Source organism: Roseomonas indoligenes, from assembly GCF_017813365.1.
Classification (GTDB): Bacteria; Pseudomonadota; Alphaproteobacteria; order Acetobacterales; family Acetobacteraceae; genus Roseomonas; species Roseomonas indoligenes.
Genome location: NZ_JAGIZA010000015.1, coordinates 1 through 13,401 on the forward strand (window position 1 = coordinate 1; position 13,401 = coordinate 13,401).

Below are 13,401 nucleotides of genomic sequence, written 5' to 3' on the forward strand. Positions count from 1 at the left end.
GCCGGAGACGCGGGCGCGCAGTTCCACCCGGGCCGAGGGCTCGAGCCGGGCGATGTGCTCCTCCCATTCCGTGATGTTCCGGCGGACGGGCTCGGAAACCGTGACCGTGGGCGGCGCGGGCTGCGCCAAGGCGGGAAGTGCGGGAAGGGCAAGGGCGAGGAGGAGGGGCGCCAGGCGGCGCCGCGTGGTGGTCGGCATGTCCGGTCTCCAGGGGTCGGTCATGCCGACCGCGTCAGGGCAGGGGGTCGCGGCTCAGCCGCGGGCGAAGGCGAGCAGGTCCGCGTTGAAGGCGTCGGGCGTGACCTGGGCGAGCCCGTGGCTGCCGCCGGGATAGGTGCGAAGCGTGGCGTTGCGGAGCAGCTTCGCCGTCTTCAGCGCGGCGGCGGCGATCGGCACGATCTGGTCGTCCTCGCCATGCGCGACGAGCACGGGGATGTCGATCTTCCGCAGGTCCTCCGTGAAGTCCGTCTCGGAGAACTCGTGGATGCAGTCATAGGCGGGCTTGATGCCGGCCTGCATGCCGGCCAGCCAGAAGGAATCCCGCAGCCCTTCGGAAGGGCCCGCGCCGTCGCGGTTGAAGCCGTAGAAGGGCACGGAGAGCTCGCGGAAGAACTGCGCGCGGTTGGTCAGCGTGCCCTCGCGGATGCTGTCGAACACGGCGATCGGCGTGCCCTCCGGGTTGGCATCGGTCTTCAGCATCAGCGGCGGCACCGCGCTCAGCAGCACGGCCCTGGCGACGCGGCCCGTGCCGTGGCGGCCAAGATAGCGCGCGACCTCGCCGCCGCCGGTGGAATGCCCGACCAGGACGGCGTCGCGCAGGTCCAGCCCCTCGATCAGCTCGGCCAGATCGTCGGCGTACCCGTCCATGGTGTTGCCGTCCCAGGTGGATTCGGAACGGCCATGCCCGCGGCGGTCATGCGCGATCACGCGGAAGCCCTGCCGGCCCAGCAGCATCATCTGGATGTCCCAGGCATCCGAGGAGAGCGGCCAGCCGTGGGAGAAGACGACCGGGCGGCCCGAGCCCCAGTCCTTGTAGAAAATGCGGGTGCCGTCGCGGGTGGTGAGGAAGGGCATGGTCTGCTCCGGTGGCCGGTCTTGCGCTCCCACAACGGGATCGCGCTCTGCGGCGGCAGACTTGCGGCACGGGGCCGGCACGCGAAATCAGACGAAGGTATGAAGGATTCAGACCTGCGCCTGAGCGGCGCTGCGGCTCAAGCACGGCTGGATGCGCGTCCCCCGCGCGGTTGAGGCCGCATTCCGAAGGCCGCGGTGGGGATTGGAAGCCTTGCCGCGACGCTCCGCGGCCCCGGCGGCGCAGACGGCCTCATACCAAGGTATGGGCGCCCCAGACGCGCGTCCGATGTCGGCGCGCCCGGCCCTCGCAGCACTATCCCGGCATCAGGAACGGCCCCGCCGCCCACCAGCCCGGACACATGCCATGCACCGCTTCGAACGTCTGGCCGCAGCCCTCGCCGTGCTCGGCACGGTTTGCGCCGCCGCTCTCCCGGCAGGAGCCGCCGAGGCGCAGCGGGCGTCGCCGCCGCAGCATGGCGCCACCGCATCCCGGCCGCAGCACCCAACCGCCATCCGGGCGGAGACGCGGCGGGGCGCGGCGCGGGCGGCCCCGTCCCGCCGTCAGGCGCCATCCTCCCTCGATGAGAACGTCTGCGTCCCCGGCTTCAACGTCCTGATGTTCTATCGTCCTGATGCGGACACGACGAACATCGCGCAGCGCGTCACGGCCGGCATGCCCGGCCTGCGCACTTCGATCCGCCCTGCCGCTGGCCAGGCCTGCATGACCCCGGCCGGCGCGAAGTGGACCTGAGGCGCCGACCGGTCCAGCCCGCGCCTTTCACCCCGAACACAAAAGGAAGTTCCATGATGCCCCGCGACACGCCCGAGATCACTGCGGTGAAGACCTTCTTCGACCTGATCAGCCGCGATCGGTTCGACGAGGCGGTCGACATGCTGGCGGCGGATGTCCTCTACCATAACATCCCCTTGCCGGAGATGACGGGCCGGGAGAATGTGCGCGCCTTCCACAAGGGCTTCGGCATCGGCACCAGCATCAGGGCCGACTGGAAGATCACCCGCATCGCCCAGGCGGGGAACGCCGTCCTCACGGAGCGCATGGACCTGTTCACGCAGGCGGACGGCCGCAGGATCGTGCTGCCGACGATGGGCAGCATGGTCCTGGATGGCAACGTGATCACGGAGTGGCGGGACTATTTCGACCTGGCGAGCTTCGAGCGGCAGGCCGCCGCGATGAAGGCCTGACCGGCGCCGCTCGGCCCATCCTCGGGTGGCCGCATCAGGCGGCCAGCGCGTGGTCCAGGCAATCCACCAGCGCGTCGCCGTCGAAGGGCTTGCGGAAGAGGTCGTAGGCCCCGGCCGCATCGGCCTGCGCCCGCGTATCCCGGTCCGGAAGGGCGGAGATGAGGATGACCGGTACCCTGCTTCCCGCCTCGCCCAGAGCCGCCGTCATCTCGATCCCGCTCATGCCGGGCATCTGGACGTCGCTGATGATGCAGGCGCAGCGGTGGCGATCCGGGGAGGCCAGGAAATCCTCCGCGCAGGCGAAGGCCGCGACGCGGTAGCCGAGGCTGCGGACGAGGCCGTCGAGGGAGCGCCGCACGCCCTCGTCGTCATCCACCACGGAGATCAGGGGAGCCTCTGCCACCTCGCCCACGCCTCGCTCGTTCCGCCGGCCGGTGCCCCCAGGGGGCAGCAACTCAACCCGGGAGCTAGGCCTTGAGTTTCAGGGTCTCCGCCATCTTGACGAAGTCGGCGAGCGTGCGCGCCTCCATCTTCCGCATGGCGTTGCCGCGGTGGATCTTCACGGTGATCTCGCTCAGCGCGAGGTCGAAGGCGATCTGCTTGTTCATCTTGCCCGTGGCCACCCGCGCCATCACCTCGCGCTCCCGTGGGGAGAGGGTGGCCAGGCGGGCGCGCAGCTCGTCGGCCTGGCCGCGCTCCGCGCGTGTGGCGGCGTCCCGCGCCAGGGCGGAGGCGACGGCATCCAGCATGTCCTGGTCGCGGAAGGGCTTCGGCAGGAAGTCCACCGCCCCCGCCTTCATGCCCCGCACCGTCATGGGAATGTCACCGTGCCCGGTCATCAGCACCACCGGCATCGTCACGCCCGCTTCGTTCAGCTGCCCCTGGAGGTCGAGGCCGCTGATCCCGGGCATCCGCACGTCGAGCACGAGGCAGCCGGCCGCCCGCGCATCGCCGGACTGCAGGAACTCGGCGGCGCTGCCGTAGAGGCGCGTCCCGTACCCGACCGAGCGGAAGAGGCTGTCGAGGGCTTGCCGGAGGCCGGCATCGTCGTCCACGACATGGACGGCCTGCACGTCCTCTGGGATGGGGAGGGACGGCGTGTTCATGGCGCGCGGGATGTTGAAGCAGGCCGTCCCGGGCGTCAATGATGCGGCATGTTGACCGACACCGCCCTCAGCACCCCGCCGGATGCCCGCTTCGGCACGCCGGACCATATCCAGGCCATGGCCAATGCCATGCCCGCCCTCATCTCCTTCTTCGACGCGGGCGAGGTCTGCCGCTACGCGAACGAGCACCACTGCCACTGGTACGGCCGCACGCCGGGGGAGCTGGTCGGGCTGCACCTGCGCGACTTCCTGGGGGAGGAGGGCTACGCGCTGCGCCTGCCCTTCCTCGCGCGGGTCGCGGCCGGCGAGGAGGTCTCCTTCGACGCGGCGGTGCCGCACCGCGACGGCTCCTGGCACGAGGCCGCCATTCGCTACGTCCCCAAGCTCGGGCCCGAGGGCTTCGAGGGCTTCCACATCCTCGTCTTCGACACCGCGGTCCTTCACCACCGCTTCCGCAGCGTCTTCGAGGGAAGGGCGATCGCCTTCCTGGAGCTGGACCTCGGCAATCTCGGGCGCGCGCTGGAAGACGTGCCGTCCGCCACGGCGGAGGAGCTGGCGGCGACCCTGGCCGCCGATCCTGGCTTCATCCGCCGCACCCTGGACGCGACGCCGATCACCGCCATGAACGACAGGGCGGCGGAGCTGTTCGGCCTGGACCGGAAGGAATCGGTCGGGACCGGGTTCGGGTTGCTCTGCCCACCCGCGGCGGAACCCGCCCTGGCCGCCAACCTGCTGGCCTATGTCGGGGGGATGACGAGCTTCGAGGCGGAGACGGTGATGCGCCGGGCCGATGGCCGGGCCATCGACGTCCTCCTCACCACCGCCTATCCGCCGGACAGCGAGCGGAGCGGCAAGGTTTTCCTCGGCCTCATCGACATCAGCGCGCGCATCCGGCAGGAGCGGAGGCTCGCGCGGCTGGAATCGGATCTCGCCCATGCCGCGCGGATCGCCACGCTGGGCGAGCTGATGGCCTCCATCTCGCACGAGGTCAGCCAGCCGCTGGCGGCCGTGGTCACCAACGGCAACGCGGCGCTGCGCTGGATGAACCGGGCCGAGCCCGATCTGGACGAGGCGAAGTCGGCCATCCGCCGCATGATCGACGAGGGCGTCCGCGCCTCCGAGATCATCGTGCGCACCCGCGCCCTGGCGGGCCGGCACACGGCGGGCCGCACGCTCTTCTGCCCCAACGCCATGATCGAGGAGGCCGCCGCGCTGGTGCGCCGGCAGGTCGTGTCGCTCGGCGCGGAACTCCTCCTGGAACTGGAGCCCGGATTGCCGGAGATCCTGGCGGACCGCATCCAGCTTCAGCAGGTCGCCATCAACCTCATGGTGAACGCGGCGCAGGCCATGGCCGAGCAGGCGCACGCGCCGCGCCGGATCACCGTTTCCACGCGCGCGGCGGGCGGCGTCACCGCCTTCGAGGTCACCGATACAGGACCCGGCGTCGGTGCCGATTCCGCGGCCCAGGTCTTCAACGCCTTCTACACGACGAAGCCGACGGGGATGGGCCTGGGCCTCTCGGTGTCGAAGACGATCGTGGAGGCGCATGGCGGCACCATCGATCTCCGGCCGGCGCCTTCCGGCGGCGCCCGCTTCACCTTCACCGTGCCGCACCGGCAGAACGGCAACGCCGCGGAGGATGCGCCTCATACACGCGTATGAGGCCGGCACACCCGCGTAGAATTTCGCGGGGAACGGGCGCGGCGCATTCTCCCCTTACCGGCGCCGATGGGGCTCCGGTCCCAGCCCGGAGACATCCCATGCGCAGCATTGCTTCCGCCACCCTCGCCATCGCCCTGGTCGCCGGCGCCGCCGTCTCCGCGAGGAGCGAGACCTCCCCCGTCCAGACCGTCGCGAGCGGCTGGACGCAGTCCGGCGGCCGCACCCCCGTGGCCAGCATCGCCTATACCGACGGCGCGAACTTCGACATGAGCCGCCAGAGCGGGAACACTGATGGCGCCAACTTCGACATGAGCCGGCAGAGCGCCAACAGCGACGGTGCCAATTTTGACATGGGTGTCCAGAGCGCGAACAGCGATGGCGCGAACTTCGACATGAGCCGCCAGAGCGGCTACTCCGATGGCGCGAACTTCGACATGAGCCGTCAGAGCGGCTACTCCGATGGTGCGAACTTCGACATGAGCCGCCAGAGCGCGAACCACGACTGACCGCGCGGCCGGTTCGCGACGGGGAAAGAGCCCCGGGGCGCAGCAAGGCCACAACCCCCACGCGAGGCCCGGCCACATCCGATGTGGCCGGGCCACTCGCGTTCCGCCCGCCTGCCGTCCAGTGGGCGCAAGGCCATTGTTCCCTCGGGAAGCCCGTGGCAGCTTCCCGGCCCGGCGGACGATCCGGTGCCGGCGCCATGATGGGCCAGGGCCCGGTCCTGCCAACAGCGCCGGGAAAGCGGGCTGGGGACAGGGAGAACGCAACAGCATGCACCGCCGCTCTCTCCTGGGCGCATCCCTCGCCCTCCCGGTCACCCGCGCGGCGGCGCAGCCGACCTGGCCCGACCGCCCCATCGTCCTGATCGAGGGATATCCGCCGGGCGGCGTGACGGACCTCGTCTCCCGCGCCGTCTCCGCCGTCATGGCGCGCGATCTCGGCGTGCCCGTGGTGGTGGACAACCGGCCGGGCGCGGCCACTTCCGTCGCGGCCACCCACGCCGCCCGCGCGCGGCCTGACGGCCATACCCTCGTCATGGGCACCACCACCCTCGCGATCAATCCTACGCTCCAGCCGCAGCTGACACCCCGCGACCCGGTGCGCGAGCTGGAGCCGGTCGGCATGGTGTTCCGCACGCCCTTCATCCTGCAGGTTCACCCCGAGGTCCCGGCCGCCGACACCGCGGAGCTGATCGGGCACTGCAGGCGGAACCCCGGCCGGGTCCTGTTCGGCTCCCCCGGCACCGGATCGGTCAGCCATCTCTGCCTGGAACTGTTCCGCGCGCGGACGGGGATCGATGTCGTCCACGTCCCCTATCGCAGCGGCACCGACGCGGCGCTCGGGCTGCGCAGGGGCGAGGTCCACGCCGTCTTCCAGGCCCCCCAGGAAGCGAAGGCGGTCCTGCGGGACGGCAGCTCGCGGGGCCTCGCGGTCACCGCCGCCACGCCCCTTCCCGGCTACCCCGCGCTTCCCTCCATCCTCGGCACCGTGCCGGATCTCGAGGTCTTCTTCTGGCAGGGCCTCTTTGCCCCCGCGGGCGTTCCCGCGGCCGTGCTGGCCCGCGTGGCCTCGGCGCTCCGGGCGGCCACCGAGGATCCCGCCACGCGGCTGCGCCTCGCCGATGCCGACGTGGAACTTGTCAGCGGTGGCGCGGAGACCCTCCGCACCGTCCTCGTCTCCGACATCGCGCGGTGGCACGAGGTGATCCAGCAGGCGAACCTCCGGCTGGAGTAGCGGGCAATGCGCCGGTGATCCCTCACAGCGTGGCGCTTGTCCTGACAGGTCCGGGACCAGGGGGCGCCGCCCCCTGAAACCCCCGCCAGGAGCCTGAGGCTCCTGGACCTGCTTCGGGCTGCCGCGGCGCCGTTCTGACACGAGGTTTCGGCGTGGCGAGCCTGTTCCTGCCCTTGCAGTGGCCTCGGCTCATCGAGCCGAGGCGCACCGCCAGCTGAAGAAAATCAAAGCCCAGAAAAAGATGATGGTGAGGGGTCCGGGGAGAGGAAGAATTCCTTCTTCCTCTCCCCGGAACAAACCATCAGCGCAGGAGCAGCCTAAACACCTTTAGCGCGTTCAGGCCGCGTGTTCGCCCGCAGTGTCGGTCTGCGATGCGCCGGGGTCGTCCACGTAGCCCTCCCTGCCCTGGGTGAACCAGGTCGCCGGATCGTCCACCGCGAGAGGCAGGCGTTGCGCGAGGCGGCGCGGCAGGTCGGGGTTGGCGATGAAGGGTCGCCCGAAGGCGATGGCGTCCCCGGTGCCAGCCTCCAGGGCCGCCCGTGCCTTCGGCAGGTCGAAGTCCGAGTTCAGGATCACCGGTCCCTTGAAGGCGTGGCGCAGGCGCGGTGCCAGCGGCGGCAGGTGGCCCACGCCGAAGGTGCCGTCGACCGGCGGCTCGCGCAGTTCCAGGTGCGCGATGCCGATGGAGGAGAGGGCCTCCAGGGCGGCGGTGAACAGCGGCAACGGGTCGCTGTCGCGCACGCCCTGGGTGTCGCTGTTGGGCGAGAGGCGCACGCCGGTCCGGTCCGCGCCGATGGCCTCCGCCACGCCCTGGCTGACCTCGCTGAGGAGCCGGATGCGGTTGAGGACCGATCCGCCGTAGCTGTCGTCGCGCAGGTTCGCGCTGTCGCGCAGGAACTGGTCGATCAGGTAGCCGTTCGAGGCGTGGATCTGCACGCCGTCGAAGCCGGCCTTCATCGCGTTGCGCGCGGCGGCGGCGTGGTCGGCGACGATGCCGGGGATCTCGTCCCGGTGCAGCGCGCGCGCTGCCTCATAGGGGCGCTTGCCCTCGTAGGTATGCGCCTCCCTGGGGGCGGTGGTGGCGGAGGCGGAGACGGGCGCGGCGCCGTCGAGGAAGCTCGGGTGGACGACGCGGCCCATGTGCCAGAGCTGCGCGATGATGCGGCCGCCGGCGGCGTGGACCGCATCGGTCACGCGCCGCCAGCCCGCCACCTGTTCCGGCCACCAGAGGCCGGTGGCGTAGGGCCAGCCGAGGCCCTGCCGGCTGATGCCGATCGCCTCGGAGATGATGAGGCCGGCCGAGGCGCGCGCGGCGTAGTACTCGGCCATCACCGGCGTCGGCAGGTGCTCGCGCGTGCCGCGGGCGCGGGTCATCGGCGCCATCAGGACCCGGTTGGGCGCCCGGATGGCGCCGAGCCGGATCGGGTCGAAGAGGGTGGGCATTCCCGTGTCTCCCGGAGGCGTGGCGCGGATCAGACGAGGCGCGAGCCGCCGTCGAGGTGGAGGGTGGCGCCGTTGATCCATCCGTTGCTCATGAGGAAGACGACGGCCGCGCCGGCCTCCTCTGGGGTGCCGAGGCGGTGCAGCGGAAGGTTCGCCTTCAGGCCGGCGACATAGGCGTCGCGACCTTCGCCGAGCGCCTTGCCCAGCAGGGGCGTGTCGATTGGGCCGGGCGAGAGCGTGTTCACGCGGCGCGGGGCAAGCTCCAGCGCGAGGCCCCGTGCCAGCGCCTCCATGGCGGCGGAGGCGGCGGCGAGCACGGCGGTGCCGTAGGCGTTCGGCCGGTCCGCCAGCGCGCCGGAGACGAAGGTGATGGAGGCATCCCCGGCCAGGCGGTCGCCGAGGGCGCGGAGGGTGTGCACGGCGGCCCAGACGCGCTCGTCGAAGGCGCGGTGGAGGCGGGAGACATCGGCCTCGAGCACCTTGCCGACGACGAAGCTTCCGGCGAGCAGGACGAGATGGTCCACTTGCGGGATGCTCGCCAGCGCCGTCTCGATCGTCTCGGGGCGGGTCACGTCGGCGGCGCGCCAGCCGGCGAAGCCGTGCTCGGCGGCGGCCGCCTCGGCGCGGTCAGGCTCGAAGCCGATGACGGTGACCTGGGCGCCGGCCGCCTTGGCCTGGATCGCGGCAGAGAGGCCGATGCCGGAGGTGCCGCCAAAGATCACGACGACGCGGCCCGCGAGCGCAGAGGACGGCGCCGGGGCCGGCTGCGCGACGGTCGGGGAACGGGAAAGGGTCTGGCTCATGGTGGGCTCCTCAGGGGCGCCGCTGCGGCGCCGTTGAGGAGGACAGTGACGCCGCGCCGTTCAGCCGGAAATCATACTCTGGTTCATCCCCGTCATACCCGAGAGGCTGGCCGGGGTGCTGTGGCGATGGCGGCCTCGGGCTGCCCGCGTCACCGCAGGGCCTGGCCCTTCCGCCAAGCCGACGGCGCCGTGCCGACCTGCCGCGTGAACACGCGGGTGAGGTGGCTCTGGTCGAAGAAGCCCGTGGCGGCGGCCACCTCGGCCACGGTCACGCGCGGGTTCGCCAGCATCGCCTTCGCCTGTTCGATCCGCCGCTGCAGCAGCCAGCGATGGGGCGGGGTGCCGGTGGTCGCGCGGAAGGCCCGGGAGAAGTGGCTGACGGAGAGGCCGCAGGCCGTGGCCATCTCCGCGAGGCGAACCTCGCCGTCCAGCCGTGCGGCGATCATCTCCTTCGCCAGCCGTTCCTGCCGGGGGCTCAGCCGCGGGCCGCCCTTCGGACTGATCGGCTTGTAGGTGCCATAGGTCTTCGCAAAATGGGCGACGGCCGCCCAGGAGAGGTGATCGACGAAGAGCGTGTTGGTGGCCTCGGGAGAGAGGAAGGCGGGCTCCACCAGATCGGCCAGCTGGCGGGCGACCGGATCCACGAGGCTGCTCGCCTCCGGGACGGACAGCTCGGAGAAGACGGTGCCGCGGTGGTCCGGCTCCAGCGCCTCGAAGACGGCGCGGGGGATGTGCCAGTTCACCTGGTCGAAATCATCCATCAGCACGCAGGTCCAGTCGTGGCGGTAGTCGTAGGCGCGGATCTGCCCGGGCTGGGCGAGCCTGACGGACATGGAACGGCCGTCGCAGGTCATGTCGGAGCGGCAGGGCGCGCGCGCCAGGCAGAAGAGGAAGGCGTCCTCCACGATGTGCCGGCTCAGCGGCTTGTCGCTTGCCATGCCACGGATGCGGCCGATCGCGATCGGCGCCGGGTGGCCGCTGCGCGTCGTCAGGATGGAGGCCTGGGTCGGGCGGAAATACTCCATCCCGATGTTGTTCTTCCCCGACACGCCCGAACCTCGCTCCTCTCGCGCCAGGGCCGCGATCCCCGACAGGAGCGGCGCCGGGGCATGGTTTAGGCCGAGCGGATCGGGGACGTCGATGGCGCCACCTCCACGGTCCCCGGGCCGGGGCAGGAAAATCCATGCCGCCGCGCAGGAACGTGCTAGGCGCGGATCCGTGACTTGCCGTTAATCCCGGCCCGTTGCGGCGCCCGGTGTCGCTGGAGCGCGGCACGGAGCCGCCGCGGGGCCATAGCCGCCCCTTGGCGGTCCTGGGCGGAGCCGGATACGACAGGCAATGGGTTTCCAGTGCGCGAAGGACGATGAGGCGGGCAGCGTTGACACCGGGGGGGATCGTGGCGGCCGACCGCAGCGGCCGGGGATGATGCAGGGCTCGACCGCCGGTCCGGACGTGCCGGCCTATGGCTCGGCCGCTGACCTGCGGGCGATGGCCGATGCGGTTCCCGCCCTGCTCTCCTTCTTCGACGCGGACCTGATCTGCCGCTACGCGAACGCCTACCACCGCCAGTGGTACGGGCGGCCGCCGGAGGAGATGGTCGGCCTCCACATGCGTGAATTCCTGGGCGAGCGGGGCTATGTGTCGCGCGGGCCGTTCCTGCGGCGAGTCCTGGCGGGGGAGGAGGTATCCTTCGACGCCACCGTGCCGCATGCCGACGGGACATGGCGGGACGCCGCGATCCGCTACCGCCCCCGCCACGGTCCGCAAGGCCTTCTCGGCTTCCACGTGCTCGTCTTCGACACGGCCGTCCACCAGCACCGCTTCCACAGCCTGTTCGACGGCAAGGGCATCGCCTTCCTCGAGCTCGACCTGTCGCGGCTCGCCGGAACCCTGGAGCAGCTGCGCGCGGAGGGGGTGGAGAGGCTCGCGGCCACGATCGCCTCCGATCCCGGCTTCGTGCGGCGCTTCGTCGGGCTGACGCATCTCGCCGACCTGAACGAGAAGGCGGCCTCCCTTTTCGGGCTGGACCGCGAGGCGGCCATCGGCACGGTCTTCGGCGCCCTCTGCCCACCGGCCGCGGAGCCGGTCCTCGCGGCCAACCTCCTGGCCTATGTCGGCGGGGAGAGGGGCTTCGAGGAGGAGACGGTGATGCTCCGGGCCGATGGCCAGCCGCTCGAGGTCCGCCTGACCAGCGCCTTCCCGCAGCAGGGGGAACGGCAGGACCGGGTCTTCCTCGGGGTGATCGATATCGGCGCGCGCGTCCGGCAGGACCGCCGGCTGGCGCAGCTGGAGACCGACCTCGCCCATGCTGCCCGGGTCGCCACGCTCGGCGAGCTGACTGCCTCCATCGCGCATGAGGTGAACCAGCCGCTCGCGGCGGTGACGGCAAATGGCGACGCGGCGCTGCGCTGGCTCCGGAGGCCCGTCCCGGACCTCGACGAGGTCGAGGCCGCGATCCGGCGTGTGATCGAGGAGGGGCGGAGGGCCTCCGAGATCATCGCCCGCACGCGGGCCCTGGCCACGAAGGGAACGACGAAGCGCGCGCTCTTCGACCCCAACGGGATGATCGAGGATGCCGCCGCGCTGGTCCGCCGCCAGGTGGCGTCGCTGGGCGCGGAACTCCGCCTGGACCTCGCGCCGGCCCTCCCGCCCGTCCTCGCGGACCGGGTGCAGCTGCAGCAGGTGGTCATCAACCTGGTGGTGAACGCCGCGCAGGCCATGCTGCAAGGGCCGGAGGGACCGCGCCTCGTCGTGGTGGCCTCAGGCGAGCGGGCCGGGACGGTCGTCGTCGAGGTCAGCGACACCGGGCCGGGGATCGGGGAGGAGGCGGTCCCGCGCCTTTTCGAGGCCTTCTACACGACCAAGGCATCGGGGATGGGCATGGGCCTCTCGGTGTCGAGGACCATCGTCGAGTCGCATGGCGGCTGGATCCGCGCGGGGGGCGCCCCCATGGGGGGCGCGGTCTTCTCCTTCGGCATCCCGGTGCCGGAACCCGCGCGGGCTTCGGGCGGGCCGGACGGCGGGGGCGCCTGAGTTCCCTGGCGGGGAAGCCGCCCCGGCCCCTCAGGACGCGAGGGCGCTGTCGAGGCAGCTGATGAGGCGGTCCCCGTCGAAGGGCTTGCGGAGGAAGCAGCGCACGCCCGCGGCACGGGCCTGGGCCGTCACGCGGTCGTCGAGGAAGGCGGAGATGAGGATGACCGGGGTGCAGGCCCCGGAGGCGCTGATCGCCTCGGTCAGCTCGACGCCGCTCATCCCGGGCATCTGGACGTCGCTGATCACGCAGGCGCTCCCGTCCCGCTCGGCCGAGCTGAGGAAGGCTTCGGCGGAGGAGAAGGTCGCCACCCGGTAGCCGAGGCTGCGGACCAGCCCGTCCAGCGAGCGCCGCATGCCCTCGTCATCGTCCACCACGGCGATCAGCGGGATACCGTCCACCTCTGCCATTCCTCGCACCGCGTACCGCCGCCATGGCCGCACGGTTCTGCCACTATGGGGGGCGCGGGCGCCCCGTGAAATCATACGCGAGGATGAGGGGCGCCGCTGGCCGGGGTGGCGGCGGCGAAAAGGACCGCATCATCCAGGATGACGGCGGCCGTGGCCTCGTAGTGGCTCACCAGGAGTGCCACCGCGCCGTCCACGTCGCGCGCCAGCACGGCGGCCAGGATATCGGCGTGCTCCCGCTCCACGTCCCGTCCGGGAAAGGCCCGCCGCGCCGCCAGGCGCCGGTAGCGCTGGTGCCGGTCGGTGAGCTGCTCGCAGAAGGCGATCAGCCAGCGGGACCCGCAGCCCGCGATCAGGGCCCGGTGGAAGGCCCGGTGCCGCGCCTCCCACTCGGTGATCCCCGCCGCATCCTCCCCGGTCGGCACGCGCGGCGTCCGGGCCAGGCGGAGATGGGCGAGGACGAGCCCTTCCTCCCAGGCCGGGTTGGCGGCGGCCATGGATTCCCGCAGCCCGCGCTCCTCCAGCCAGCAGCGCGTGCGCGTCAGCTCCGTCAGCTCCTCCGCGCTCACGCCGGGAACGGTGAAGCCGCGCTGGTCGCGGCACTCCACCAGCCCATCCGCCGTCAGGCGGTTGAGGGCCTCCCGCAGCGGGGTCTGGCCGATGGCATAGCGCTCCATCAGCGCGCGGATCTGGAGCCGCGCGCCGGGCCGCAGCCGCCCTTCGAGCAGGTCGTCGCGGATGCGGTCATAGACGCCGGTGGCATGGGTCGGCACCGCCGCGCGGGCAATTCCCGGCATGCCCTCGGAGGGCGGAGCCTGACCGTCCATCATCTCTCTCGCCTCCTCATCGCGCGCTCCGACCCATCCGGCGCCTCCGGAGCGGAATATGCACGGCCCTCTTCGTCCCGCCAAAATGTATATCATTCTGTTGACACA

At 71.6% G+C, this 13,401-nt stretch carries 14 protein-coding genes and 1 pseudogene; 6 read left to right on the forward strand and 9 right to left on the reverse strand.

Annotated features, from left to right (window positions below):
* Both J5Y10_RS20440 and J5Y10_RS20445 read right to left on the reverse strand, forming a co-directional pair.
* Nucleotides 1–198: pseudogene (locus J5Y10_RS20440) on the reverse strand (efflux RND transporter periplasmic adaptor subunit); the annotation flags it as partial.
* Between the two features lie 54 nt (nt 199–252).
* The gene (locus J5Y10_RS20445) at nt 253–1,074 is read right to left on the reverse strand and encodes an alpha/beta fold hydrolase (RefSeq protein ID WP_209375964.1); all 822 of its coding nucleotides are present in this window, start codon (nt 1,072–1,074) and stop codon (nt 253–255) included.
* Nucleotides 1,075–1,438: 364 nt separating this feature from the next.
* Between J5Y10_RS20445 and J5Y10_RS20450 the strand changes: the two genes are divergently transcribed.
* A complete protein-coding gene (locus J5Y10_RS20450) occupies nt 1,439–1,825 on the forward strand; it encodes a hypothetical protein (protein ID WP_209375965.1) in 387 nt (128 codons plus the stop codon).
* Between the two features lie 53 nt (nt 1,826–1,878).
* On the forward strand, nt 1,879–2,277 hold the full coding sequence (locus tag J5Y10_RS20455; protein ID WP_209375966.1) for a limonene-1,2-epoxide hydrolase family protein: 399 nt from the start codon (nt 1,879–1,881) through the stop codon (nt 2,275–2,277).
* A gap of 34 nt (nt 2,278–2,311) precedes the next feature.
* Here the strand turns inward: J5Y10_RS20455 and J5Y10_RS20460 are convergent, their stop codons facing one another.
* Nucleotides 2,312–2,680 carry a response regulator transcription factor gene (locus tag J5Y10_RS20460; RefSeq protein WP_209375967.1) on the reverse strand — a complete coding sequence of 123 codons (369 nt, stop codon included), beginning with the start codon at nt 2,678–2,680 and terminating at the stop codon, nt 2,312–2,314.
* A 64-nt stretch (nt 2,681–2,744) separates the two neighbouring features.
* A complete protein-coding gene (locus J5Y10_RS20465; protein ID WP_245214919.1) occupies nt 2,745–3,422 on the reverse strand; it encodes a response regulator transcription factor in 678 nt (225 codons plus the stop codon).
* Nucleotides 3,423–3,431: 9 nt separating this feature from the next.
* Here J5Y10_RS20465 and J5Y10_RS20470 point away from each other — a divergent pair, with 9 nt between their 5' ends.
* The 3 genes from J5Y10_RS20470 (at nt 3,432) to J5Y10_RS20480 (ending at nt 6,782) form a co-directional block, all read left to right on the forward strand.
* The gene (locus J5Y10_RS20470) at nt 3,432–5,045 is read left to right on the forward strand and encodes a PAS domain-containing sensor histidine kinase (RefSeq protein ID WP_209375968.1); all 1,614 of its coding nucleotides are present in this window, start codon (nt 3,432–3,434) and stop codon (nt 5,043–5,045) included.
* A gap of 98 nt (nt 5,046–5,143) precedes the next feature.
* On the forward strand, nt 5,144–5,551 hold the full coding sequence (locus J5Y10_RS20475; protein ID WP_209375969.1) for a hypothetical protein: 408 nt from the start codon (nt 5,144–5,146) through the stop codon (nt 5,549–5,551).
* A gap of 268 nt (nt 5,552–5,819) precedes the next feature.
* On the forward strand, nt 5,820–6,782 hold the full coding sequence (locus J5Y10_RS20480; RefSeq protein WP_209375970.1) for a Bug family tripartite tricarboxylate transporter substrate binding protein: 963 nt from the start codon (nt 5,820–5,822) through the stop codon (nt 6,780–6,782).
* 336 nt (nt 6,783–7,118) lie between these two features.
* On the opposite strand, the gene J5Y10_RS20485 is transcribed toward J5Y10_RS20480, so the two are convergent.
* The 3 genes from J5Y10_RS20485 to J5Y10_RS28795 all read right to left on the reverse strand — a co-directional run bounded on the left by J5Y10_RS20485 (nt 7,119) and on the right by J5Y10_RS28795 (nt 10,077).
* Nucleotides 7,119–8,225 (reverse strand): alkene reductase, encoded by a 1,107-nt coding sequence (locus J5Y10_RS20485; RefSeq protein WP_209375971.1) that lies wholly within the window; start codon nt 8,223–8,225, stop codon nt 7,119–7,121.
* Nucleotides 8,226–8,254: 29 nt separating this feature from the next.
* Entirely contained in the window at nt 8,255–9,028 is a 774-nt protein-coding gene (locus J5Y10_RS20490; RefSeq protein ID WP_209375972.1) for an SDR family oxidoreductase, read from the reverse strand.
* Nucleotides 9,029–9,177: 149 nt separating this feature from the next.
* Entirely contained in the window at nt 9,178–10,077 is a 900-nt protein-coding gene (locus J5Y10_RS28795) for a helix-turn-helix domain-containing protein (RefSeq protein WP_209375973.1), read from the reverse strand.
* A 373-nt stretch (nt 10,078–10,450) separates the two neighbouring features.
* On the opposite strand from J5Y10_RS28795, the gene J5Y10_RS20500 reads away from it, so the two are divergent.
* On the forward strand, nt 10,451–12,061 hold the full coding sequence (locus J5Y10_RS20500) for a PAS domain-containing sensor histidine kinase (RefSeq protein ID WP_209375974.1): 1,611 nt from the start codon (nt 10,451–10,453) through the stop codon (nt 12,059–12,061).
* A gap of 30 nt (nt 12,062–12,091) precedes the next feature.
* On the opposite strand, the gene J5Y10_RS20505 is transcribed toward J5Y10_RS20500, so the two are convergent.
* The gene (locus J5Y10_RS20505; RefSeq protein ID WP_209375975.1) at nt 12,092–12,460 is read right to left on the reverse strand and encodes a response regulator transcription factor; all 369 of its coding nucleotides are present in this window, start codon (nt 12,458–12,460) and stop codon (nt 12,092–12,094) included.
* 80 nt (nt 12,461–12,540) lie between these two features.
* Complete coding sequence (locus J5Y10_RS20510; protein WP_245214920.1) at nt 12,541–13,296, reverse strand: GntR family transcriptional regulator; 756 nt, start codon at nt 13,294–13,296, stop codon at nt 12,541–12,543.
* Nucleotides 13,297–13,401: the final 105 nt, after the last annotated feature.